Below are 22,975 nucleotides of genomic sequence, written 5' to 3' on the forward strand. Positions count from 1 at the left end.
GCATTGTCTAAATTTCCATACTCCGTAAAGCCTCGTGGTAAGAAACTAACTAAATCAAGAAACATGTGTGGCTGGGTGCCCAACATAGAAATTTGATAAAACTGACTTTGAAAGGGTATATCTTTAATAACAGCAACTACAGTCATACAAACCTTCACTAAAAAAAATTAAAACTGCCTTGAAGGTAAAATACGAATCCCATTAAAGTTATATTTTTGATCACCTACACGTATTTCCAAACCACTAAGAACAAAAGGAGCAACTTTATCAATCTCTATTTCAAAGACTTTTTGCACTTCTTGTTCAACCACAATTTTAGACTTTGTTGTCTTGGTATAGCTTTCTGACTCAAGAAAGATAGGTGTTTGTAAACGACTTGGTTGATCGATCGTCATAGTCTGGCTATTCATAACCAGTGGGGCAGAATCCGTTGATCTCACACCAATAATCAATGAAATTACCCAAGTTTCTCTTTTGGTAGGCATGAAAGGAACAAAGCTCTTCACTCTCTCGACTCGAGTATAACTACTACTTATAGATATAGTAGATTCATCACACAAGATGGTCATCGCGTTGCTTTTTTCACCTATAATTTGGCAGCTTTTCTCTTCTCCACTTTTTTCAAATGAAACTCGAGTGCCGCAAGCGGCCAATAACAAAGCCATCAAGGCAAGCATTAGTGATTTTTTCATTAGCAATTCCACGGATTAAGGAAGACATCCTCGTCCTTCTTAAAAGTAATGTTTTCAATTGGGTATGCCACCCCGTTTATGACAATCTCTAAACCTTGTAGAGTGAAGACTTCTTTATAATCTCCTGAGGCTTTAATGCTGATGTCGCTAAAATAAAAACTGTCAGGAACAACTGAATGAAAGTATGAAGAATCCGATTCCTTAACCTCTAAAATTTTTGCTTCGTTTCCATCCTGAAGTATTGAGAATTGATCACTAATGACAGAATGAGACTTTTTAGAGCTAGTATGGACAAGTAATGTTTGACTCTCTTTATCAGAGAGCAAAGTAACCTCTACCTTAGTCTCGCCCAAAAAGAATAACAATAACTCCTCAGGTCCAACTCTATTATGACACCATGATGGAACAACCTTAGCCCCAGACTGATCAGAATAAGGCCGATTAAAGTGTTCGTGAGAAGTGCAACCCACCAAAGGTAAGATAGTGAGCCATAAAAAATGTTTTAAATTACTCAGCCGAGCTAATTGCATAATTAATAAATCCAAACATTAGAGGGGATGCATATATCTGTCACGAGCTAAACCTAAAACTATACTGTCCGCGAACTCAATTTAGCCTCAGTTTATAACCCACTATTGAAATCTCTACCATTAGGATAACGAAGCTTGCATCAACCTCTTACTCAGATACAAGTAAGTAGGCGATTGTCACTACTAAACATTTTGCAGGTAATTACTGGCGAGGAAACTGGTCACATAAGGGTAAACTTAACGGCCTCACTATGCTTAGGTGTAAGTCTTAAAACAAGGACATACTTTAAGAAACGGATATTAGATTTAGCCAAACACCACATCATCTGGCAAAGTCACAAAAATCGAGTGTCTGACTTCGTTGAATAATGCCTTACTGCAATGGCCTTCGCCCTCTATGTCTTCTAACAACACAACATCGCCCGCGCCAAATTGGCGGGTTTCACCGGACGATACCATGAACTCGCAACGGCCTTTGATGATGAACAAAAGCTGGCGCTGTGGCGCTGGATGCCATTTGAAGTCGTAGTCGCTTGGCGTTTCACGAAAAATCATATCGCCTACTGGAAAGCGCTCTGACAAAAAGCCAATTGGACCGCCATCGCGGACATCAAGATTTACTTCTCCGAACTGGCTTTTGCCCTGATCGTCGTTAAAAATGCGCGTAAATTTCATCGAATAATCCTCTATTTGCCGTAATAATAAGCGTCCACGCAATTCAATTGGCTTGCGTATTGTCTCGTTCCTCGACACGTCAGCGCCAATTAAACGCATGGACGCTTTTAACCGAAGAAGGCTAGCTCCCCAGCATAACGTGAAAGCGATTCTTCGAGCTTGCTCGGGGAGCGAAACGTTATACTGGGGAGTCAATTTCACATCCAATCAGGGGGCGAGACGTTATGCTGAATAGCCCCACAAAACCGTTAGGCTAAACTCTGTAACGTCTGACTAAGCACGGCCAACGCCACCGCTACATCTGACGTATCAATCGCTTCCGCTGGGTGATGACTAATACCTTTATCGCAGCGCATGAACAACATGGCCACAGGGCAAATATCCGCAATCGCCATAGCATCATGTCCCGCACCAGAGAATAGAGTATGTACTGGGATATTCTGTGCTTCGATGGCGTTGCGTAGCACGCTTTGCAATTTAGCATCACAATGCACGGCGTTAGCAGCATGGGTCGCTTTGCGTTCAATACGCACATTACGACGTGCAGCAATCGCTTCTAATTCCAGCAAAATTTCGTCGAGTGCTACGTCGCGTTTGTCATCAAATTCGCTGCGAATATCGAGAGAAAATCCCGTGTTACCAGAAATAACATTAACGCCATTGGGACGATTTTGAATACGTCCAACAGTGGCAACAATGCCATGATTTTGAGCGACTCGTTCTACTGCAAGAATCATCTCACTGCTCGCACAAAGGGCATCTTGGCGTAAATTCATCGGCACAGTACCGGCGTGCCCTGCCATACCCGTGATATTAAATTCAAAGCGTTTTGCCCCAGCGATTGCGCTAACGACACCCACTGGCAAATCCAATTGTTCTAATACTGGTCCTTGTTCAATATGAAGCTCAAGGTAACCAAGCAGATTGTCGGTTTCGATGGCGGCATTAGGAATACTCGCAAAGTCCGAACCAAAGTCTTTTAATGCTTGTGCTAGGCTAATGCCATCACTGTCTTTTAAATCGGCCCAGCTTGTTGGCCATTGACCTGTTAGTGCGCGACTGCCAAGTAATGTAGAGCTAAAACGTGTGCCTTCTTCGTCACCAAATCCCACCACATCAAGGTGAAACGGTAGACGAATACCGGCTTGGTTCATAGCTGCAATCAAGGTAACAGGCGTAATCACGCCTAACATGCCGTCATATTGACCGCCGTTTGGTACAGTATCCAAGTGGCTACCCATGATAAAGCGTGGCGCGTCTGGGTTAGCGGCTTGCCAACGTCCCCAAAGATTCCCCGCTTCATCCTGCCACGTTTGCATACCTGCTTCTTGCATCCAGCCGCCCACCAATCCATTGGCTTGTTTGTGTTCTTTGGTGAGATAGCGACGATCTAGGCAATCATCGCTTTGACTGATTTTGCCAAGTTCATCACAGCGGTACATCACCAACTGAGCGAGTTTGTTGCAATCAATCTTTAAACCACCAATCATTAGACTTCCCCACTATAAACGGCCATGGCCGCATCGACGGCAGCACCTGCTGGTAAAGCAAATCCAGCGCGTCGAAGCACAGTTTCAAGCGACTGTAATGTATGCAGCACCGCGTCTTGGCGAGCGTTATAACCCATGGTGCCAATACGCCAAACCTTACCTTTTAATGGGCCAAAGCTGGTGCCAATTTCGATGTTAAAGATGGTTAATAAATCATGACGAATTTTTTCGCCATCGACGTTGTCAGGAATATACACGCCCACTACGTTGGTCATCTTGTGTTTCAAGTTACCAAATGGCTTTAAGCCCATGGCTAGAACGCCTTGTAGCATGGCGTCGCCTGCTAACTGATGGCGCTGAATTACCACATCTTGGCCTTCGTTAAGTAGCTGAATCGCACATTCACGAGAACCAAACAACATGGTTGCGGCTTCCGTATGATGGTTCAAACGCTCGTCGCCCCAATAATCCATGATCATTGGCAAATCAAAATAGTTAGAGCGAATGCGCATACCGGATGACCCTTGGTGATGCGCATCGCGAATGCCTGCTTCCACATGAGCGCGTTTGCGTACACAAGACACAAAGCGATCACTTAGCGTAATTGGTGCGCTACCAGATGGCCCACCCAAGCACTTTTGTAAACCAACAGACACAGCGTCGATTTTCCACGCGTCAACTTCCAACGGATTACCACCAATAGACGCTGTCGCATCAGTGTAAAACAACACATCGTGAGCGCGACAAATCTCGCCTAGCTCTTCTAATGGTTGGAACATAGTGGTCGAAGTATCGCCTTGTACAATCGCCAATAGTTTTGGCTGTACTTTTTTGATCGCGTCTTCAATTTGCTGCGGATCAAAGACTTCACCCCAAGGCACTTCGATAGTATGAACTTCGGCATCGGCGCGCTCTGCAATCTCAGCCAACAAATGACCAAAGCGACCAAAGATAGGAATCAGCACTTTATCGCCTGGTTCTAAGCAAGACACCAAAGCCGCTTCAATTCCAGCGCGAGAAGTACCATCAATCAAAAAGGTTTGTTGGTTCTTAGTATTAAAAACACGACGATACAATTCCATGACTTCGTTCATGTAGCTGGTCATGGTTGGATCGTATTGCCCCACCAACTGAGTCGACATAGCCGACAACACGCGTGGATAGCAGTTAATCGGGCCGGGGCCCATTAATAATCTTGGAGGTAATGAAAGTGGCTGCATAATAATCTCCTAACCTAAAACCTGATAAAGCATCTTGATGCCAGTGAATATCAACACAACAGCGAAGACTTTCTTCAACTTAGAAGCATCTAAACGATGAGCTAATCCCGCGCCAACAGGTGCAAACAAAACCGTCAATGGAATGATGCAAATAACGCCAATTAGGTTAACTAAGCCGACTGTGCCATAAGGCGCATCAACAGGGCTTTGGCCAAAAATCAGCATAGTGAGGGCCGCTGGCAATGAAATGATCAAGCCAACCGCTGCTGCCGTACCAACAGCTCGATGCGCTGGGTAGTTACAAAAAGTCAGAGTTGGGACGGTCAATGTTCCGCCACCAATGCCCACCATAGAGCTAAAGAAGCCGATACAAGTCGCCATGACACTTTGACCCGCATTGCCTGGCAAGGATTTGAACACGCTGTCTTTTTTACCCAGCAACATATTTAGCGCAGATAAAGTAGCAATGACGCCAAACAGCAAGGACAACCATTGACCATCCACACGCGTTACGACAAAACTCCCCACCATTACACCAGCGAAGATGAAAAAGCCCCAACGTTTTAGCAAGTCGAAATCAACATTGCCCTTGGCCTTATGGGAACGGATCGAGCTAATGGAAGTAGGAATAATGGTTGCCAATGAGGTCGCTGTGGCAACTAACATGGCAGAATCCGCACTAACGCCCATACCTTGGTACAAGAAATACAACACAGGCACGATAACAATACCGCCGCCAACACCTAACAAACCGGCTAAAATCCCACCCACCACACCAGTGGCCATCATGGCGAGAATCATGGAATAGTTTTCCATTATGAATGACATTTTTCTGTTTTCTCCTAAGTGAGATGATTACTAACTAAAGTGTTACTAAATCTGACTGTTTCTAAATATCAGTGCTATCGATGGCCAAGCCATCACTTCTTGGGTCCGTTGCAGCTTCGGTATGACCTTCCGGATGAAGCACAACTGCGCCAGCGTGGCCCATTAACTCATTTTGCGAGTCGACAATAACCAAATCGTGACCGCGTTTAACCAATTCATCCGCAGCGATATCGGCAAAGTCTCGCTCAATTTTTAAATTATGACTGACATCGCCCCATGTTCGACCCAGCAACCAACGACCTTCGCTGATGGCCTGATCCAACGGCATTTGGTGATAAACATAACGACTAAACAAAGCCGCTTGAGTCTGTGGCTGACCTTCGCCACCCATGGTGCCGTAACTCATACGACAACCATCGTTCAATTCAGCAAAAGCCGGATTCAGCGTATGGAAAGGTTTTAGATTCGGCCCCAGCTCTTGCAATGAACCTTTTTGCAATGAAAACGACGAGCCACGGTTGTTCCACACAATGCCAGTGGAAGGACTGACTACGCCACAGCCAAATTCCCAATACAAACTCTGAATATAGCTAACCATTCGACCTTCACTATCACAAGCGCCCATCCAAATAGTGTCACCATGTTTGGCTTGATGTGGCCAAGGTTGCGCTCGCTCTAAGGCGATTTCGTGGCACATTTTTTCTAGCTGTTCGTCATCCAATAAAGACGATAAATCCATTGCTAAACGAGACTCGTCAGTCACAAATTGGTTACGGGCGATAAAGGCTTGTTTGGTACATTCAATCAACAAATGCGCCATGTCTGTGGCCGTTTTGCCTTGCGTGTAGAGCTTGTCATACAAAGCCAAGATCAATAACGATGCGATACCTTGTGTTGGTGCTGGCAGATTATAAAGAGAGCCAACACTGGTTTTGACCTGCAGAGGTTCTACGCGTTTTGCCTGATAAGAATGGAAATCCGCCAAGCGAATCGGCGAACCAGAGGTCGCTAAATCTTTCGCCAAACGTGTGGCAATATCGCCGTGATAAAAATCGTCTAAGCCTTTATCAGCAAGTTGTTCTAGCGTTTTTGCCAGTACTGGCAAGGCCAATATATCGCCTTGTTCGTAAATGCTACCAGCGTTCAAAAATGCCTCAGCGAAACCCTGCACACTTACCAAGTCAGCAAAGGTTTTATTGCTTGCATCGACGTAGGTTTTTGTCACGTCACTGCCGTTTTTCGCTAATTGAATGGCATCATCAAGCAAGGTCGATAACAGCAAGTTTTGTGCGTTGGAGGCGGCTTGCCAAGCTTGGCTCACTACCAAGGCTTCTTGCCAACCTGCAACAGCTCCCGCCATCGTCAATGCGGCTTTTCCACCTCGTGCTGGAATGCTGTCGTGGCCTTTATAAAAATCCAGTGTCGCCAGTTGCGCCGCTTTACCAGAAGCATCAATGCCAATTGGCGCTTTATCAGGCTCACTGATCAACCAAAAACCATCACCACCCAAGCCATTCATATGTGGATAGACCACCGCAATCGTAGCGGCTGCAGCAACCATGGCTTCTATCGCGGTACCACCTTGCTCAAGAATTTTTCGCCCTGTTTCTGTAGCTTTGAAATGCGGCGCGGTAAAAGCAATGTCGTTCTTTTTTATGTTATTCGTGTGTGAGTCATTATTGGGATTCAAAGTACTCATGACGCCGACTCCATTAAGTGTTTTGCGAATTCAATCAGCGCTAAATCTGTGCCTTTTGAACCCACTAAGGACAAGCCACATGGTGCGCCATTTAAGGTACAAACCGGTAAATGCAATTGCGGAAGACCGGCTAATCCTGCAATGGCAGTAATATCCATTAATTGATTACGATAAGCGGCAAGCTCGTCGTCGGCCACATCAAATAAAGGCGCTAAACCGGGCGTGGTCGGAATGATAAGAACTGATCCTTCGATTTCGTTTTCTAGCCAATCCGTAAAGCGCTGTCTTTGCTGTTTTGCCGCAGCGACATCGGCTTCAGAAATGGTTTTACACCATTCGAAACGCAACTGAATATCTGGTGCAAAAACGGAGGAAGTGTCAACATCAGCTAGGCCTTTAAGATCATTAATCCACTTACCATGTTCATGCCAAATTTCCGCACCTTGCAAAGTACGAAATGTCTCGCTGGTTTTCCACGCTTTGGTGTCAATTACGATAGAAGATTCTTTAGGAAAACTCTTTTGTTCACGCCACGTTTGCAGCTGTGTTTTTAGCTCTTTTACGTGGGCAACTTGATCAATTAAATTCTTGGTAATCAATACGTTACTAAATTCTTTAGGGAGCTTACTCTTCAGCAGAACACGGGCTGTTTTTTCCAGTGTGGCTAAGTCTCTCGTGAGCCAGCCCACAGTATCGAAAGAGGGTGCAAGGGCAACCATGTTATCGGACGGAATCACGCCATGCGTCGGACGTAATCCAAACAAACCATTGTAACTGGCTGGCACTCGAATCGAACCGCCCGTATCTGTGCCTAAACCTATATCGGCAAGATCAGATGACACAGCCACCGCCGAACCCGATGACGACCCGCCTGGGAGACGATTTGGTGTCACCGGATTTGAGGGTGTTCCGTAATGAATATTTTGCCCATTGAGACTGTAAGCCAACTCATCAGTAATGGTTTTACCGCAAAAAATTGCCCCGGCATCAAGCAAAGTAGCAACACTAGAAGACGTTTTTGTCGGAATCGGATGAGTAGCAAGCCAAGTTGGATTGCCTGCGGAAGTTGGCAGTCCTGCCATATGAAACAAGTCTTTCACCGCCAAACGTAAACCACTCAGTGGCAAAGTAGGATTAGCTGATGAGCGATCGTTCCAAGCCGTTTCACTTAAGTTAAGCTCTTTAGGAGAGATAAAAGGATTTTGTACCATGAAATGTTTCATATGTCCTCCGCTTGATTAGCACATATGAAACAATCGTTTCACCACCCTGTCAACTGAAACAAAAAATAATTCTTTTTTTTCTTCAAAAGTGTCGCAAACAGTGTGGGTCAGTTTTCTTTTAAAAACTTATGGTTCAAGCTCATCCAAATCTTCATACAACGCCGAAATCGCCTGCGTCTGACGACTCGCCGCATCGCCCAGAAAACCAAACACTCGGTTACACAACATAGAGATCAGGCTCATTGGTGCGGCGTAACTGTCGAATGGGCTTTCGTTGCCAAGGTGACAAAGCAGCACATGAGACACTTGTTGGTTATAAACCTGCCCCGTTGGATCGGTAATCAATACCGTGGTGCGGCCTTGCAAAGCTTCTACAATTTGTTTGAACTGGCGGGTACGACGTCTAAAGCCCAACAAGACAATCACTTCATCGTCAAGAATGTCGTGTAGATCTTCTCCTAATGTTTGACCCGGTTGAGGCAATAAGCGAACGGAGTGACGCACTTGTTGTAACTGCTGACGAAAATGCAACGCTAACGGATAAGCATTACGAAAACCTATCAAGGTAACTCGGCTTGCTTTGGCTAGGCGCTCACTGATGTCGTTAAGGATTTCAGGTCGCAAACCTTCAAAGGTAAGCGATAGGTTTTTTAGCTCTTGCGCGGTTTGATCCAAAGACGAGCCTTGGGTGAAAATCGGTACGCCGCTTTCACGCAATGCCAATTGCGCTTGTTTGGCACCTTGTTGCGAATCATAACCAAGCTGACGAAAGAAACGACTTACGGTCGCTTTTGACGTATTGGTGTTTTCAGCAATTTCGGCCGACGTTTGACTCACAATCGCCAAGGGATTCTGTTGTAAATAGTTCGCTATTGATCGCGCTGATGGAGACAGAGTCGGGTAGGTCTGCTCGATCAGGGATAGCACATCCTGCTTTGTAGCCACGTGTTAACCTCAGTTCGGGGATATTTTGCTCTACGGTAATTGATTATCGTTGAACTGCCAACTTAGATTATCGCTTTGATGCCTTGTAGTACGCTTTCATCAGAAAAACAGATCAAATCAGACAAAAAAGAGCGCACCAAAATATCAACTTCGCCCCACATTGGCGCACCGAAAAAAGATAAAACTCACCATTTCATCGCAAAATCTTTTTATCTCCATGCTTTTCAACTGGGAGCTTTTCGTCGTATTTGCAGTGTTTTGTTACATAAATCAACAGTTAAGAAACTTTTGTTTCATGTTGGCATGGGTGTTGCAAATTGTGTTTCAGGCATTCACAAAACGAAACAGGAACCCCAACCATGAAAAAATTGACCAAACTACTAGGCAAAACATTGATCATCGCTGCAGGCTTTAGCGCATTAAGTGCAAGCGCAGACGTGTTGCAGGATATAAAAGACCGTAACCTTATCCGCATTGCAGTTCCTCAAGACTTCCCTCCATTTGGCTCAGTTGGTACCGATTTAAAACCTCAAGGTATCGATGTGGACATGGCAAATTACATTGCTAAAGAAATGGGCGTGAAAATCGAAATCGTCCCAGTGACCAGCGCCAACCGTATTCCTTACCTACAAACTCAAAAAGTAGATTTGGTTATTTCTAGCCTTGGTAAAAATCCAGAACGTGAAAAAGCCATCGATTTTTCTACGCCTTACGCGCCTTTCTTCTTAGGCGTATTTGGTTCTAAAGATGTTGCCGTAACACAAATCAGCCAGTTAGCAGACAAAACCGTTGGTGTTACTCGCGGTTCGGTAGAAGATTTAGAGCTTGAGAAAAACGCGCCTAAATCTGTCAACGTACGTCGCTTTGAAGACAACAACACCACGCTAACCGCTTACCTATCTGGTCAAGTGAACTTGATCGCTACCGGTAACTTGGTTGCCGCTGAAATTGCTAAACGTCAGCCACAACGCGCACCAGAAAGTAAATTCATGTTGAAAGACTCCCCTTGCTACATCGGTATGGCAAAAGGCGAAACAGCACTACAAGCCAAAGTTAATGAGCTAATCAAAGGCGCCTTGGCATCTGGTGAACTAAACGACATTTCGATGAAATGGTTAAAAGCACCACTACCTAAAGGCTTCGGCGCATAAGGCTTTCGTTATGTTGTATTTCTCTGATCTATTGCAATACAGCGACGTGTTTCTCAGTGGTTTAAAAACCACTGTTGAACTCACTGTACTGACAACGATCTTGGGAGTGGTATTGGGTACGGTCTGCGCGACCGTACGCCAATACGGCAACCGAGCAGGTCAACGAGTTGTCAGTGTGTACGTGGAACTTATCCGCAACACGCCGTTTATTGTTCAGCTCTTCTTTATCTTTTTCGGTCTTCCGGCTATTGGCGTGATGTTGTCGCCATGGGAAGCCAGCATGATCGCACTGACTATTAACCTTGGCGCATACAGCACAGAAATCATTCGAGCAGGTCTTGCCAGCATTTCAAAAGGTCAAATAGAAGCAGCAAAAGTGTTGGGATTGAACTTTCGCCAAACACTGACACGCGTAATCTTTATTCCGGCATTTGAAAAGATATACCCAGCACTTACCAGCCAATGCATTATTGTCATGCTGGGTTCTGCGGTTATTTCTCAGATTTCGGTGCAAGACTTAACCTACGCAGCCAACCTTGTGCAATCACGTAACTTCCGTGCTTTTGAAAGCTACTTCGTTACCGCCTTGATGTACCTTGGTTTGTCTATACTGTTGAGATTTGCTTTTAACGCATTAGGAAAACGCCTATTTGCTTATCGAACGTCTAATTAAAAGGCATTCAATAAAAGCAAAATGAGGGAAACTCAATGATCGAATTTTCTAACTACGACATTCTGCGCAACCTACTGTTTGCGACACAATGGACCATTTTATTGTCACTCGCTGCTTTTATCGGTGGCACAACTGTCGCGCTGACATTAACCGCTATGCGTTTGACGCGTAATCCTGTGATGCAACGCATCGTAAAAATCTACGTGGAGCTATTTCAAGGCACGCCATTGCTGATGCAAATGTTCTTGTGCTTCTTTGGCTTATCCATGCTGGGCTATGAAATATCCGCTTGGGGCGCAGCGATTTTGTCACTGACTTTTTTCACCAGCGCCTTCTTGGTGGAAATCTGGCGTGGCTGTATAGACACACTACCTAAAGGACAATGGGAAGCCAGCCGTTGTTTGGGCTTGAGCTTTTTACAAACCCTAAGACATATTATCTTGCCGCAAGCGATTCGCGTGGCAACCGCCCCAACTGTCGGCTTTTCAGTACAAGTCATTAAAGGCACAGCATTGGCATCAGTTATTGGTTTTGTCGAACTGACTAAAGTCGGCACCATGTTAAATAACGCTACTTTTGAGCCGTTCAAAATATTCACGTTAGTTGCGCTGATTTATTTCATGCTCTGTTATCCACTGTCTTTGTACAGCAAGCATCTGGAGAAAAAATTCAATGTCTCTCGTTAACTTACATCAAGTCCATAAATACTATGGCGATAATCATGTGCTGAAAGGCATTGATCTAGACATCAAAGCTGGCGAAGTGGTTTCTATCATCGGCAAAAGTGGTTCTGGTAAAAGTACTCTACTGCGCTGCATCAATGGCTTAGAGCAATACCAAGAAGGCGGCATTACCGTTGACGGTAAAGAAGTCACCACAGAAGACATTCAGGTTCGTCGTCTTGCGCTTAGCGTCGGTATGATTTTCCAAAACTTCAACCTGTTCCCGCACATGACAGTTGGCGAAAACGTCATGCTTGCACCGACTATCGTCTTGAAGAAAAGCAAAGCCGAGGCCGAAACGACGGCTCGCGCCATGCTAGAAAAAGTGGGACTTGCAGAAAAATTCGACAGTTTCCCAGAAAAACTGTCTGGTGGCCAGCAACAACGTGTCGCCATCGCCCGCGCCTTGGCAATGTCACCAAAAGTCTTGCTGTGTGACGAAATCACATCTGCACTTGATCCAGAATTGGTCGGCGAAGTATTAAAAGTACTCGAACAACTGGCTAAAGAAGGTATCACCTTGGTTCTAGTTACTCATGAAATGAACTTCGCCCGCGACGTCGGCAGCCGAGTTGTCTTCATGCACCAAGGCAAAGTCTGGGAACAAGGCGATCCAAAAACCATCTTGTCCAACCCACAGACAGATGAACTGAAACAGTTTATGGGGGCAGTGCTTTAGTTTTCGACTTCTTAACATAATTACAAAAAAGCCAGTTTTTTTCTCTTAATGTAAGAGAGACGGACTGGCTTTTTCACTTGGGTAGTTAAAATTTGTAATAGAAAATCAGATTAGTATTCAAACAGAAATCTGTTTTGCTGCCTTAGTAAATTGCATGCCCTTAACAACAATACGTTTAGTAACACCTCTCCATAAAAAGCTTCCATCAATGATATCAACACATTGGAAGTCTGTTTTTGAATTATAACAATGAGGCAATTTAGTTTTAATCTCTTGAGTATCTCTATTAAAAAAATCGGTTGGATTGGGGTATTTTTTTGAATATGTTCTATCTGATGTCCAAACAAAAAATACCCAGCCATGGTAACCAATATATTCATTGAAATTTAGCTGTGATCTGTCAAGTTTATTCACTAATGAGTCAAGCCAATTTACTTTATGGCTTAACAAATATTTAGGATAAACCACTTTCACTTCTATATGCTCAAGCAACTTCTCAGTGCCATTTTTATCCCAATGATAAATAGACAAGTCTCTTTTCTTATCTTCGTTATAAATAAACTCATTCTTTTCACTAGATACACCAGTGCCAGCTTCGAAATTCAAAATTTTACATAATTCATTGCATAACCAAAGCTCGCATGCTGAGAAATTAAACTGGTAAAGATACTGTTCTGAATTTTTCATTATATGTTTAATTGCATCATCAAACGCAACACTTGCATCAGCCATCTTCTATTCCTTTAATATATTCATATCTTTATAAACATTCTCATTTTTTAACCTAAAACTAATAAACATCTCATGCTACATATTGAAAAAGTGTGTATCGATAGCAATAGGATCAAATCTAATATCCATCTAGATGTCTTCCACCGGGCATGATGTATTGGTAAATATTTTCCAAATCCTGTTGAGTGATTGTTGATATGTCTAATACGAATCTATTAACTACGCAGCTTATTCCTTAATTTTAGTGAACAGGGCATCCCACTCTGACTCAAAATTAATGGTTTGGCTTCCACTTGCTTTAGTTATGCCCTTCAACATCAACAGATCCCCTATCAAACAAGGTAATGTAATCACTTTCTGCAGACAGCCTTACAAAGATAGATAGTATAATCTCGTCTTGATCATCAGGTAGTTTTTCAAGTTCGGTATCAATATTCAAACGGTAGCTTTTAGGCTTTTCCAACTGCATTTTTTCTTGTAAAGCTTAAAAGTTGTGAACAGCCTCATCTGATAAAGCAAACTCATATTCCGTAAATTCCATCGCCGATATAAACCAGTTATTGTCATCCTGATGAATATTTTTAATAGAGAGAACCTTCAATGGATAATCAAAAACTAGCCATCCATTCGATGTTTCTAAATTCAATGATAACGCTGTTTTGGATATGTCTATTTCAACCGGTTTATCGATCTGAATTCGACTTCTCAATTCATGTGGGTTTAAGCTTAAAAAACTATTTTCATCAAAGGCACTCAGCTTAAGCATGCTGCCTAATGGAACATGAGAGCAGCCAAAAAGCAGAAGGAAAATCATCACAGCTATTGTCTTTTTCAAATCAATTCCCTTTTAAAATAAATATGTTATCGCTTAAGAAGTCGCCACAAAAGACATTCAGGCTCGTCGTCTTGCGCTTAGTGTCAGTATGATTTTCCAAAACTTCAACCTGTTCCCACACATGACGATGGCGAAGTCTTAAAAGTACTCTAGCAACTGGCGAAAGAAGCCATCACCTTAGTCCTGGTGACCCATGAAGTGAACTTCGCCCGCGATGTCGGCAGCCGAGTTGTCTTCATGCACCAAGGCAAAGTCTGGGAACAAGGCGATCCAAAAACAATCTTGCCCAACCCTCAGACTGATGAACTGAAACGATTCGTCGGGGCCGTGCTTCAGTTTTCGACTTCTTAACTTAATTACAAAAAAACCAGTCTGTTTCTCTTCAATAAAAGCAAAACAAGCTGGTTTTTTATTTGGGTAGTCAAACCTAACGGGCGATAAAGTTTGATTGATATACCAGCCACAACCAACACATAAAAATACAAAAATAGTACTTTACGCTTCTATATTTTTTAGAAATAAGTCGGCTTCTTTTGGACTACATAAACGAATGACATTAATATGCTTAATTTTTGAAGAATACATTAATTTTGAGTAGCGTTGTTTGTTGTGGCTATAGTTTTTAAAAAACCAAATGAAAATTGATTTCTTCGATAGAAAGGATTTAGCAAAGGATTCTCTATTTCCTGTTTCTGGCCATAGCTCTTCTCCTGAGATTATCCTTTTGATAGTACGTTTAAATAGTTGAAATAATGTTCTGCAAAATGAGTAATCTATCCATATTATAGTATCTGCGTCACGCCATTTTATAATATTCGTTCTACTATAATTACCGTCTAGAACCCATGTACTTTCAGATAAAACATCTTCAATTCTTTGAAAAAACTCAGAATCTTGAGACTCTTGCCAATTTTGCTTCCAAAAAATTTGGTCCATTTGGATATAAGGTGCATTTATTTTTTTAGCTAAGCGCTGTGAAAATGTTGATTTCCCGCTTCCGGTTGTTCCTATTACATTTACTTTTTTCATGGTAAATACGTCAACTTGTTTCTTACGTCGCCTTAGATAAACTAGCTCATCCTATCGCTAACGAAATTAAGACAAAAAGGATTCAAAATACACACATCGTATACTTTGAATCCTTTAGAAATACTTTTATATGTTTATAAAGCCCAAGACATTAAGATCTCTTCATGCCCAGTATGCTCACACAACTTTCGTTCTAGCTCGATAAAACCTTGTCGAATATAGAATGAATGAGCCTGAGTATTTTCCGCATAAACCGTCAGGCTGAGTTGGTTATAATGTTGTTTCAGTGTAGTGAGCAATTCAGTACCAATACCGTTAGATTGATCACTTGGGGAAACAAACAGAGCTGGGATGAAGCCTTGATAATAAGAAATGAAGCCTGAAATGCGGTCTTCTAGGTAATAAACCCAAGTTTCACTATTGGGTATATAAACATCACGCATCGGCTCTTTTTGCGAGTGCCAAAATTCTTCAGCAATAAAATCATGAGCTTTCACTGAGGCCGAATACCAAATGGATACGACTTCATTAATATCTTCGGCACACAATTTACGAATCATAATACTTACCTCTGCAATTAATAACCAAGGCAGGGTATGTTGATTTCCAAGTGCTCACACGCCTGCCAAAAAATGACATTAGTGAAAGCACCTACTGCACAAGTTAACTTGGCTATTCCTTGGACTCTCAAGTTTCGGAAATATAGCGACAATATATAGAAGCTGCAACCGATCTTAGGCGCAAAATAGTGAAAACAAATAAGATCTGAAAAGAAAACGATTTGTATTCTTATTATCTCATCTAGAAATAAAAACTTAACTAATTGATTTTATTTACATTTTTCCAACTTTAAAGTCATCTCCTTATGTCATTCAACCTCATGACACACAACACAAACTTTATTGCCGTCTAAGTCTCTAAAATAAGCGCCAAAGTAGCTTTCATGGTATTCGCTACGCAGTCCGGGTTGACCTTCACATGTGGCGCCGTTTTCAATGGCTAAGTTGTAGGCAGCCGTGACGGTGGCTCTATCTTTCGCACTGAAGGCAATCATTTGTCCATTGCCAGCATCGTGTGCTTCACCATTAAAGGGTTTGCCGATAACGAATAAAGGTCGACCGTTTGAGCTATCGCTATTCCAAGCCGCCCAAGGTTTGTCTCGATCACAAAAACGCTCTTGCATGACCAAACAAGTCATTAGCTTACTGTAGAAACCATAAGCTCGCTCGAAGTCACTAACGCCGTAATAAATATGCGAAAACATGTTATTCCTTTTGACTAAGTTAAATAAAAACCACCTGCACTGACAACAGCGCTCAGATCAGCATTTCATAACGCTAACCTTTTTAACAGTCCACAATCGACTTCGTCGTGATCCAAACCAAATACCGACGACCAAGACCATTCGCCAGGATTGAGTACAAAACCATAACTAAGTGTTAAGCCGGATTCAATTTTGATATCACCAAGTTGAGATTCGATTTGGTCGGTAATGACATAATCTTCGCTGACCACTTCATCACCGGCGATCAATTTTTCTGCGACCTTGTCGGAGTAAATAAGCAGTCGAATAGGCTCAACGGATTGAATACCAATACTGTCACCACCGAAGTCACCTGCTGCGAATCGAATCGGTGAAGAAACACAAGTTGTTTGCTCTTCTTGTCGATTGTCTTTTTTGGCGATAAGTACACCTTTTCCTGCAATACCTCGCAGCTGCAATAAAGTACCGACTTTCGGCGATTCGATGTAGACCACAGCTTTTACGTCATCTGAAAATGCCAAGTTACTTTTATTCGTGTTTTTTGCTTCACTGCTGCACGCAGAAACCGACAAAAGTAGCAAAATTGAGCATAACATGGTGGATAAGTGGGGTAAGTTATTAACATCTTTCATATTTGGCTCCTGTTTATAGCATCACGTTATTTTGTGGATAATGTCCAAAATCGCTGTCTGGATTGCTTGGTAAGGCCAATAACACCAGCAAAACAAGCATGCCTATCGCGGGAACCAAAACCACCAGCAACCACCAAGCGGAGCGGTTAGTGTCATGCAGTCTGCGTATGGTTAAAGACAACATTGGCAAGAAAACGAACAGGCTATAAATCGCTTCTATTTTCCACGTTGCTTGAAAGAAGATTTCCAACAAGACAAACACTACCGAGATCAAAAAATTCACCAAAAAGAACATCCAAAATGCTTCCTGTGATGCTCTTCCTGAAAATTGCGCATAACGTTTCCACGCATCAAAATACCAGTTCATACTTTTCTCCTTTGACTAATCCCGAGGGACATTGAAGGCTTAAAAGTACGTTACTAAGGAAAGATTTACGTCCTAGATCAGGTTCTAGGACGTCCTTGATGACTTTTTAGGACAGAATGGCTTTCTAAAAAATAATGGCGGGCATGATGCAGATAAAAGTGATACATATACAACGAAGATCAGGTCTGAGCTATTACACAATAAATAAGGCGGAGCCAAGATGATCGCTATTCCATTACCTTTTGTGGTTGCCCTATTGCTGTCTATCTTGGCGATTTTGTTGTTTATTCGCCGAGAAGAAACCACACAATCGGCGTTTGTCTTTATTGCTTTGTGTGCGCTAACGACGACCGTGGTTGGTCTACGCTGGACGTTTGATTATTCGTTATTTCGTTTGATTCAACCTATCTTGGCATCTTGTATTCCCGTTACTGCTTGGTACTGTTTTTCGAGTGCTCACCAACGCTATAAACTAAAAATCTGGCATTTCTTACCGCCTGTTTTTGTCACCTTGGCGTCTTTTACTTATCCATTCTGGCGCCCCCCTCTGGACCCTGTTTTAACACTGCTTTATGTGGGTTATGGCGTTGCACTGATTCGAGCGTCTTTAAAAGCGTCGGATCTTCCTGAACAAGTACGCTTATCCGATATCGACAATGCTCTAAAAGCCGAACGTATTGCGGGTGCCATGCTGTTAATGTCTGCCATGATTGATGGCGCTTTGGCTGTCGATTTCTCCTTTTTTGCTGGCGAACATGCGCTGATTATTCTCGCCATTGGTCATGCTGTATTACTGCCTATTTTGGCAATCGCCGTCATTATGATGAGCCTAAGCATTGCACCCAGCGTTAACGAATCATCCGATCAAAATGAAAAAACAACGCTCGTAGAGGAATCAAAAGACAAGCCTCAGCACCCGTTAACAGACGATGAAGTGAAAGACATAGTGCACAAAATAGAAGTGCTTCTTAGCACCAAAGAAGCGTTTCTCGATCCAGACCTAACACTCGATAGACTCGCCAGAAAAGCCTGTATTCCAGCGCGTCAAATCTCGGCTGCCATTAACCAAGTTTACGGTCGCAACATTTCGCAAGTAGTGAACGAATATCGTATTGAACGAGCCAAAACACTACTGCTATCAACCAACAAAGCCATCACCCAAATTTATATGGATTCTGGCTTTCAGACGAAATCTAACTTTCATCGAGAGTTTTCGCGCGTAACACAACAGACACCGAGCGCCTTTCGGCGCGCTAATATAAAGGGTTAAGAAGCTTGGATAAATCGAATGATGTCCCGATGCATAACCTGGTGAAGTTCGTCCCTAGTACGCCAATTACCATCTTGGCAAACAATGCCATCGCCCGGCTCTTCCTCTTCTATCATTTCAATAGCGCCCGGTTTACAAAGCTGCATAAAGCTAAAGTGCGCTGCGTCTGGGTACACTATGTATTCATAGGTGTTTTTTGGTAGATACTGTGCGAGAAAACCAGACTCTTCCGCTTGTGGTAAATCGCCAATATCGACACCTGCCGCAAGGATCAATGTTGGTACCGTTAAGACCTGTAAACTTTGGCGTGACAAGCTTCTCGCCAAACCTAAATCTAACGACACAACTCGCTTGATTCGCTCATCTTTTAAACTGCCAGTCGGCTCACCTATTTGTGGTTGATCCAAACCAAGTTCAGTCATCAAACCACACACTCGAGGATTATTTTTAAGAACACATTCTTGCTTTAGCTGGTCACGATCAAATTGCGCGCCTGCTAGCAACATCACAGTCCAACCACCCAATGAATGGCCAATAGCGGTGACATTGTTAGCGTCGATATTTGGCAATAGATAAGACTCGTTCAACAACCAATCCAACAAGCGCGATAAGTCTCCAGCGCGTTGCCACCACTGAACCGCCGCTTGTGGGGAATGATCAAAAGACGTGGTCCCAGGATGATCAAGCGACGCCACGACATAACCGTCTTGCACCAGTTTTGTTGCTAGCCAATTTTGATTACGCCAGTTACCACGATAACCATGAGAAATCACTACCAGCGGAAACTTACCCGCCAGCGGCGTTCCAACTCGTACCACATCGGTTCCCAAAAACGCCGCGTTTTCCGCGATTCTTTCAGTGGGAAATGTCGTCTGGGATGGATACCAAACACTGGCTTTTAACGGTCTATCGCTGTCTGTGTACAACTGAACCTGATCAAAACCCACCGAATACGCGGACGCATTCGACGCCCAGCAGGCCACCAATAGAATGAAACTCGCAAATCCTCTCATGATGTAATTCCTCTTCAAGATGCTTTAGAAAGAAATCACTATGAAAGGAAAATACAGGTAAAGCGTCCTAGAACAGGATTGAGGACGTTATATCAAGACAATCAAGTAGCCACACTCAGAAAATAAAATCGTTTTCACCGTTATTGTTACTTATCTGTCATATTAGCTCTGTACTCTCATTTCATTCACGGTACTCAACCTCGCTTTTTTATAAGGCCTACGGAGACGACAAAATGAAGATGAAAGGACAGTTAGACAGCGCTCAACCATTGAAGAAGCATAAAGCCAAATCAAAGAAAAATGAGCAAAAAAAGAAGAAGCAGGACAAACTAGAAACCAAGAAACATTCTAAAGAAAAAAAAGATTCTCAGCCTGAAGTGATCGTATCTACTGAAGTTGTGAAAGTCTCTACCACAGATCCCCAAACGCCGAAGAAAAGCAAAACCAAAAAAGCGATAGAAAGTACTATTGATGACTCTATTAAAAACCTTGCTGAAAGCCCTATTGCTATTGAGGCTGACCAGCCTGAATCATCAAGCACCACTCGTCAGCGTGCGTCAAAAAGCTTAGAGCCGATGACAAAAGAAGAGCAGCTAATCGCGATTAATCAGATCATCAAAAGTTTATTATTGGATGAAATGACACAAGGCGCCGCACTGCGAGAATTACGCGTTGGCGTTCTTGGCATTAGACAAGACGCCTACACAAAACTGTGCGGCGTCTCTCGTAAAACCTTATCCGAAATCGAAAACGACAAAGGCAACTACACGGCAGAAATCATCAACAAGGTGTTCAAACCTTTCGAGATTAAAGTGGGATTAGTACCGACTTCCAGTCAACTATTGGCGGCTATTCTAACTAATTAGCGAATAATCGAAACCCGAAGCCTGCGCGTTGTCGTGAATTATCTGTTACGCAGACAATGCAAAGGCTTCCATTTTCTTGGCAAGATCAAAGTCTTTATCGGAAATGCCAGATACATCGTGGGACGTCAGTTGAATGCTGACTTTGTTGTAAACATTAAACCATTCTGGATGATGGTCTTGCTTTTCAGCGTAGATCGCACACATGGTCATAAAACCAAAAGCGTGTTGAAAGTCTTTGAATTTAAAAGTTTTACTGAGCTTTTCATCTTCTATCGACCAGTCTTGTGACGCTTCTGTATTTAATTGGTTAAGTGCTTTCTCTATCTCATGCTGTTCGAGCTTTCGATGTGTCATGCTTTTTCACCTCTATTTAAATCAGAAAATTTATCATACCAAGCATCAGTGTAGTCGCTTAAGTCCCTGATTAAAACGTAACAAAAAAATCCCTTGTGCAACTTCATGCAAAAGGGATTTTTGAAACTAACCTAATAAATTTTATATATCGCTTACTTGATAGTGAAATTTACGTCGATGTTGCCACGCGTTGCATTTGAGTATGGGCAAACCTTGTGAGCTGCTTCAACCAATTGCTCTACTACGTCTTTTTCTACACCTGGAATATTTACTTCTAAATCTGCGCAGATAGTAAAACCTTCGCCTTTAGTGTTAGCGCCGATACCAATAGTTGCTGTGACGTTAACGTCATTAGGCACTTTTACTTTCTGTTGAGATGCAACCAACTTCAATGCGCCGATGAAACAAGCAGAATAACCTGCTGCGAAAAGCTGCTCTGGGTTAGTGCCTTCACCGCCAGCGCCGCCCAATTCTTTTGGCGTGCTTAGAGCAAGATCCAATTTGTTATCAGATGAAACAGAACGACCATCGCGGCCACCTGTAGAGGTTGCTGTTGCGCTATAAACTGCTTGCATAATATTGCTCCTAGAATGACATCATTGGATTAAGTTATCTAAATAATAATTATCGCGATAACTATATAGTAAAATAAAAGCTCAGTTACCTGAGCTGATGGATTTATGTTATTGCAATAACTATTATTGCGCAAGCACTATTTTACAAGTTTTTTTCTAAGGGCTACTAGCTGCTCACGTAAAGCCACAACTTCATCCATATCGATTCCGCAGGCCTCAGCAACACAGCGGTTCACTTCTAAACCTTGTTCGCGCAGCTTTTTACCTTTTTCAGTCAAGGCAATACTTAAACTTCGATCATCGTCCACGCCACGTAAACGCTGCACTAAACCATCAACTTCCATACGTTTGATAACCGGCGTTAGCGCGCCAGATTTTTGTCCAAGCGCATCGCTGATGTACTTCAAACTTACTCCGTCTTGTTCCCACAAAATCAACATTACCGTGTATTGCGGATACGTCAAACCGATGGCAGAAAGTGGTTCTTTATAAAACTGCGTCATTGCAAGAGAAGTCGAATACAAGGCAAAACACAATTGACTGTCGAGTAACAAAGGGTTGTCGGGGAATATAGAATTGTCAGAAGTCATAAGTTCTCGTTGATGGTTGCGCGAATAGTTATAGCAATAATAATTAAGAATTCTACACTTTTTCGGCTACAACCACATAACGCTAAATAAGGAGCCTTCCCTAAAGATGAAAAAAGTTTAATGTTGCGGCCATCTTGTCGTTAATAACACCCAGCTATAGTGTCGCCATATTCATTCAAAAAACCACACTATATAGGTTAATAATCATGACTCTTAAAGCAAAGCTTAGCGTTATCTTCACTACCTTTTTTTCGATAAGTACACTTGTCGCCTTATGCACAAGCGCTATCTTGATGAGCAGCACGGTGCACGCAAAAGACAGCGATGACTATCAAGAAGATCAACTTATGCTACAGGCACTAAAATCTAGCAAAGTTTCTTTGAATAGCCTCCTAGAAAAGTTCCAAGCTGATTTCCCTTCTACAGTGATGGAAATCGAACTGGATGACGAAGACAACATTCTGGTGTATGAAATCAAAGGGATCGACCTAAAAGAAGGTGTAAGATACAAAGCAAAATATGCACTGTACAGCGGTGAAGAAATAGATAGACACTCTAAATCCCTACGTTTCATGGGCTTTAATAAATTAGATGACAATGATCAAGCCGCACTGGAAGCACTACAGCAAGGCGTTTCCATTAAAAATGCAATAGCGCTTTCTAATCCACAGGAAGGTTCTTATATTGAATCCATCGAGCTAGAACACAAACGTGGATTAACATTCTATGAAGTCGAATTGCTAGGACCATCTGGTTCGACAAAAATATTAATGGACGCAAAATCAGGTGAAGTAATTCCCTCACTGCGACGCTAAATGCGTCGCTTTTTTCAAAAATAAGCAGTTCCTCTATGCCAGTATTGAAAAAACTTGTATGTCAGCATTGGAAAAACTTGCTTAACATAAGAGCCGCCGCCGTAAT

Annotated in this window: 28 protein-coding genes; 7 read left to right on the forward strand and 21 right to left on the reverse strand. The window is 42.8% G+C overall.

The annotated features are described in order from the left end of the window. Positions 1-167: 167 nt before the first annotated feature. The 9 genes from CCS02_RS10575 to CCS02_RS10615 all read right to left on the reverse strand — a co-directional run bounded on the left by CCS02_RS10575 (position 168) and on the right by CCS02_RS10615 (position 9,302). Positions 168-692 carry a hypothetical protein gene (locus CCS02_RS10575; protein ID WP_072838779.1) on the reverse strand — a complete coding sequence of 175 codons (525 nt, stop codon included), beginning with the start codon at positions 690-692 and terminating at the stop codon, positions 168-170. Then, entirely contained in the window at positions 692-1,222 is a 531-nt protein-coding gene (locus CCS02_RS10580) for a hypothetical protein (RefSeq protein WP_072838778.1), read from the reverse strand. The genes CCS02_RS10575 and CCS02_RS10580 overlap by 1 nt, the downstream gene beginning before the upstream one ends. Before the next feature lie 306 nt (positions 1,223-1,528). Then, on the reverse strand, positions 1,529-1,897 hold the full coding sequence (locus tag CCS02_RS10585; RefSeq protein ID WP_100636532.1) for a cupin domain-containing protein: 369 nt from the start codon (positions 1,895-1,897) through the stop codon (positions 1,529-1,531). A 248-nt stretch (positions 1,898-2,145) separates the two neighbouring features. Then, the gene (locus tag CCS02_RS10590; RefSeq protein ID WP_100636533.1) at positions 2,146-3,387 is read right to left on the reverse strand and encodes an allantoate amidohydrolase; all 1,242 of its coding nucleotides are present in this window, start codon (positions 3,385-3,387) and stop codon (positions 2,146-2,148) included. Next, positions 3,387-4,607 carry a pyridoxal-phosphate-dependent aminotransferase family protein gene (locus CCS02_RS10595; protein WP_100636534.1) on the reverse strand — a complete coding sequence of 407 codons (1,221 nt, stop codon included), beginning with the start codon at positions 4,605-4,607 and terminating at the stop codon, positions 3,387-3,389. Before CCS02_RS10595 ends, CCS02_RS10590 begins: the two co-directional genes overlap by 1 nt. Positions 4,608-4,616: 9 nt before the next feature. Beyond that, positions 4,617-5,435 carry a sulfite exporter TauE/SafE family protein gene (locus tag CCS02_RS10600; RefSeq protein ID WP_011978285.1) on the reverse strand — a complete coding sequence of 273 codons (819 nt, stop codon included), beginning with the start codon at positions 5,433-5,435 and terminating at the stop codon, positions 4,617-4,619. A gap of 61 nt (positions 5,436-5,496) precedes the next feature. Continuing rightward, entirely contained in the window at positions 5,497-7,134 is a 1,638-nt protein-coding gene (locus CCS02_RS10605; protein WP_100636535.1) for a gamma-glutamyltransferase family protein, read from the reverse strand. Continuing rightward, complete coding sequence (locus CCS02_RS10610) at positions 7,131-8,357, reverse strand: amidase (protein WP_100636536.1); 1,227 nt, start codon at positions 8,355-8,357, stop codon at positions 7,131-7,133. The genes CCS02_RS10605 and CCS02_RS10610 overlap by 4 nt, the downstream gene beginning before the upstream one ends. A gap of 126 nt (positions 8,358-8,483) precedes the next feature. Continuing rightward, positions 8,484-9,302, reverse strand: a complete 819-nt coding sequence (locus tag CCS02_RS10615) for a MurR/RpiR family transcriptional regulator (RefSeq protein ID WP_100636537.1) — start codon at positions 9,300-9,302, stop codon at positions 8,484-8,486. A 359-nt stretch (positions 9,303-9,661) separates the two neighbouring features. Between CCS02_RS10615 and CCS02_RS10625 the strand changes: the two genes are divergently transcribed. Genes CCS02_RS10625 through CCS02_RS10640 form a run of 4 tightly spaced genes read left to right on the forward strand, consistent with a single transcriptional unit; the run spans position 9,662 to position 12,527 of the window. Then, positions 9,662-10,453, forward strand: coding sequence for a transporter substrate-binding domain-containing protein (locus CCS02_RS10625; RefSeq protein WP_100636539.1), 792 nt, complete (start codon positions 9,662-9,664; stop codon positions 10,451-10,453). 10 nt (positions 10,454-10,463) lie between these two features. Beyond that, on the forward strand, positions 10,464-11,126 hold the full coding sequence (locus CCS02_RS10630) for an amino acid ABC transporter permease (RefSeq protein ID WP_100636540.1): 663 nt from the start codon (positions 10,464-10,466) through the stop codon (positions 11,124-11,126). A gap of 35 nt (positions 11,127-11,161) precedes the next feature. Continuing rightward, positions 11,162-11,812: an amino acid ABC transporter permease gene (locus CCS02_RS10635; RefSeq protein ID WP_072838768.1), complete on the forward strand. Its 651-nt coding sequence runs from the start codon at positions 11,162-11,164 to the stop codon at positions 11,810-11,812. Next, positions 11,799-12,527, forward strand: a complete 729-nt coding sequence (locus CCS02_RS10640; protein WP_072838767.1) for an amino acid ABC transporter ATP-binding protein — start codon at positions 11,799-11,801, stop codon at positions 12,525-12,527. Before CCS02_RS10635 ends, CCS02_RS10640 begins: the two co-directional genes overlap by 14 nt. 117 nt (positions 12,528-12,644) lie before the next feature. On the opposite strand, the gene CCS02_RS10645 is transcribed toward CCS02_RS10640, so the two are convergent. From CCS02_RS10645 to CCS02_RS10680, 8 genes are all read right to left on the reverse strand, one after another. Beyond that, positions 12,645-13,259, reverse strand: a complete 615-nt coding sequence (locus CCS02_RS10645) for a hypothetical protein (protein WP_100636541.1) — start codon at positions 13,257-13,259, stop codon at positions 12,645-12,647. A gap of 298 nt (positions 13,260-13,557) precedes the next feature. Then, positions 13,558-13,722: a hypothetical protein gene (locus CCS02_RS22160; protein ID WP_157807987.1), complete on the reverse strand. Its 165-nt coding sequence runs from the start codon at positions 13,720-13,722 to the stop codon at positions 13,558-13,560. Between the two features lie 21 nt (positions 13,723-13,743). Further along, positions 13,744-14,094 (reverse strand): hypothetical protein, encoded by a 351-nt coding sequence (locus CCS02_RS10650; RefSeq protein WP_157807988.1) that lies wholly within the window; start codon positions 14,092-14,094, stop codon positions 13,744-13,746. 495 nt (positions 14,095-14,589) lie between these two features. Then, positions 14,590-15,123 carry a shikimate kinase gene (locus CCS02_RS10660; protein ID WP_100636543.1) on the reverse strand — a complete coding sequence of 178 codons (534 nt, stop codon included), beginning with the start codon at positions 15,121-15,123 and terminating at the stop codon, positions 14,590-14,592. A gap of 134 nt (positions 15,124-15,257) precedes the next feature. Continuing rightward, positions 15,258-15,683, reverse strand: a complete 426-nt coding sequence (locus CCS02_RS10665; protein ID WP_100636544.1) for an N-acetyltransferase — start codon at positions 15,681-15,683, stop codon at positions 15,258-15,260. 308 nt (positions 15,684-15,991) lie between these two features. Further along, the gene (locus CCS02_RS10670) at positions 15,992-16,387 is read right to left on the reverse strand and encodes a VOC family protein (protein WP_100636545.1); all 396 of its coding nucleotides are present in this window, start codon (positions 16,385-16,387) and stop codon (positions 15,992-15,994) included. Between the two features lie 65 nt (positions 16,388-16,452). Next, a complete protein-coding gene (locus CCS02_RS10675) occupies positions 16,453-17,019 on the reverse strand; it encodes a hypothetical protein (protein WP_100636546.1) in 567 nt (188 codons plus the stop codon). A 13-nt stretch (positions 17,020-17,032) separates the two neighbouring features. Beyond that, on the reverse strand, positions 17,033-17,386 hold the full coding sequence (locus tag CCS02_RS10680) for a DUF805 domain-containing protein (protein ID WP_100636547.1): 354 nt from the start codon (positions 17,384-17,386) through the stop codon (positions 17,033-17,035). Positions 17,387-17,606: 220 nt separating this feature from the next. Here CCS02_RS10680 and CCS02_RS10685 point away from each other — a divergent pair, with 220 nt between their 5' ends. Continuing rightward, complete coding sequence (locus CCS02_RS10685; protein ID WP_100636548.1) at positions 17,607-18,656, forward strand: helix-turn-helix domain-containing protein; 1,050 nt, start codon at positions 17,607-17,609, stop codon at positions 18,654-18,656. Here the strand turns inward: CCS02_RS10685 and CCS02_RS10690 are convergent. Next, a complete protein-coding gene (locus CCS02_RS10690) occupies positions 18,653-19,669 on the reverse strand; it encodes an alpha/beta hydrolase family protein (protein ID WP_100636549.1) in 1,017 nt (338 codons plus the stop codon). The two genes, CCS02_RS10685 and CCS02_RS10690, sit on opposite strands and share 4 nt — an antisense overlap. A gap of 233 nt (positions 19,670-19,902) precedes the next feature. Between CCS02_RS10690 and CCS02_RS10695 the strand changes: the two genes are divergently transcribed. Then, positions 19,903-20,535: a helix-turn-helix transcriptional regulator gene (locus CCS02_RS10695; protein ID WP_100636550.1), complete on the forward strand. Its 633-nt coding sequence runs from the start codon at positions 19,903-19,905 to the stop codon at positions 20,533-20,535. Between the two features lie 45 nt (positions 20,536-20,580). On the opposite strand, the gene CCS02_RS10700 is transcribed toward CCS02_RS10695, so the two are convergent. The 3 genes from CCS02_RS10700 to CCS02_RS10710 all read right to left on the reverse strand — a co-directional run bounded on the left by CCS02_RS10700 (position 20,581) and on the right by CCS02_RS10710 (position 22,054). Next, positions 20,581-20,889: a 4a-hydroxytetrahydrobiopterin dehydratase gene (locus CCS02_RS10700; protein ID WP_100186098.1), complete on the reverse strand. Its 309-nt coding sequence runs from the start codon at positions 20,887-20,889 to the stop codon at positions 20,581-20,583. Positions 20,890-21,041: 152 nt separating this feature from the next. Next, positions 21,042-21,464 (reverse strand): organic hydroperoxide resistance protein, encoded by a 423-nt coding sequence (locus tag CCS02_RS10705; protein WP_100636551.1) that lies wholly within the window; start codon positions 21,462-21,464, stop codon positions 21,042-21,044. Between the two features lie 137 nt (positions 21,465-21,601). Further along, positions 21,602-22,054: a MarR family winged helix-turn-helix transcriptional regulator gene (locus tag CCS02_RS10710; protein WP_100636552.1), complete on the reverse strand. Its 453-nt coding sequence runs from the start codon at positions 22,052-22,054 to the stop codon at positions 21,602-21,604. 206 nt (positions 22,055-22,260) lie between these two features. Between CCS02_RS10710 and CCS02_RS10715 the strand changes: the two genes are divergently transcribed. Next, complete coding sequence (locus CCS02_RS10715; protein ID WP_100636553.1) at positions 22,261-22,869, forward strand: PepSY domain-containing protein; 609 nt, start codon at positions 22,261-22,263, stop codon at positions 22,867-22,869. Positions 22,870-22,975: the final 106 nt, after the last annotated feature.

Source organism: Marinomonas sp. ef1 (assembly GCF_002806845.1).
Taxonomy (GTDB): domain Bacteria; phylum Pseudomonadota; class Gammaproteobacteria; order Pseudomonadales; family Marinomonadaceae; genus Marinomonas; species Marinomonas polaris.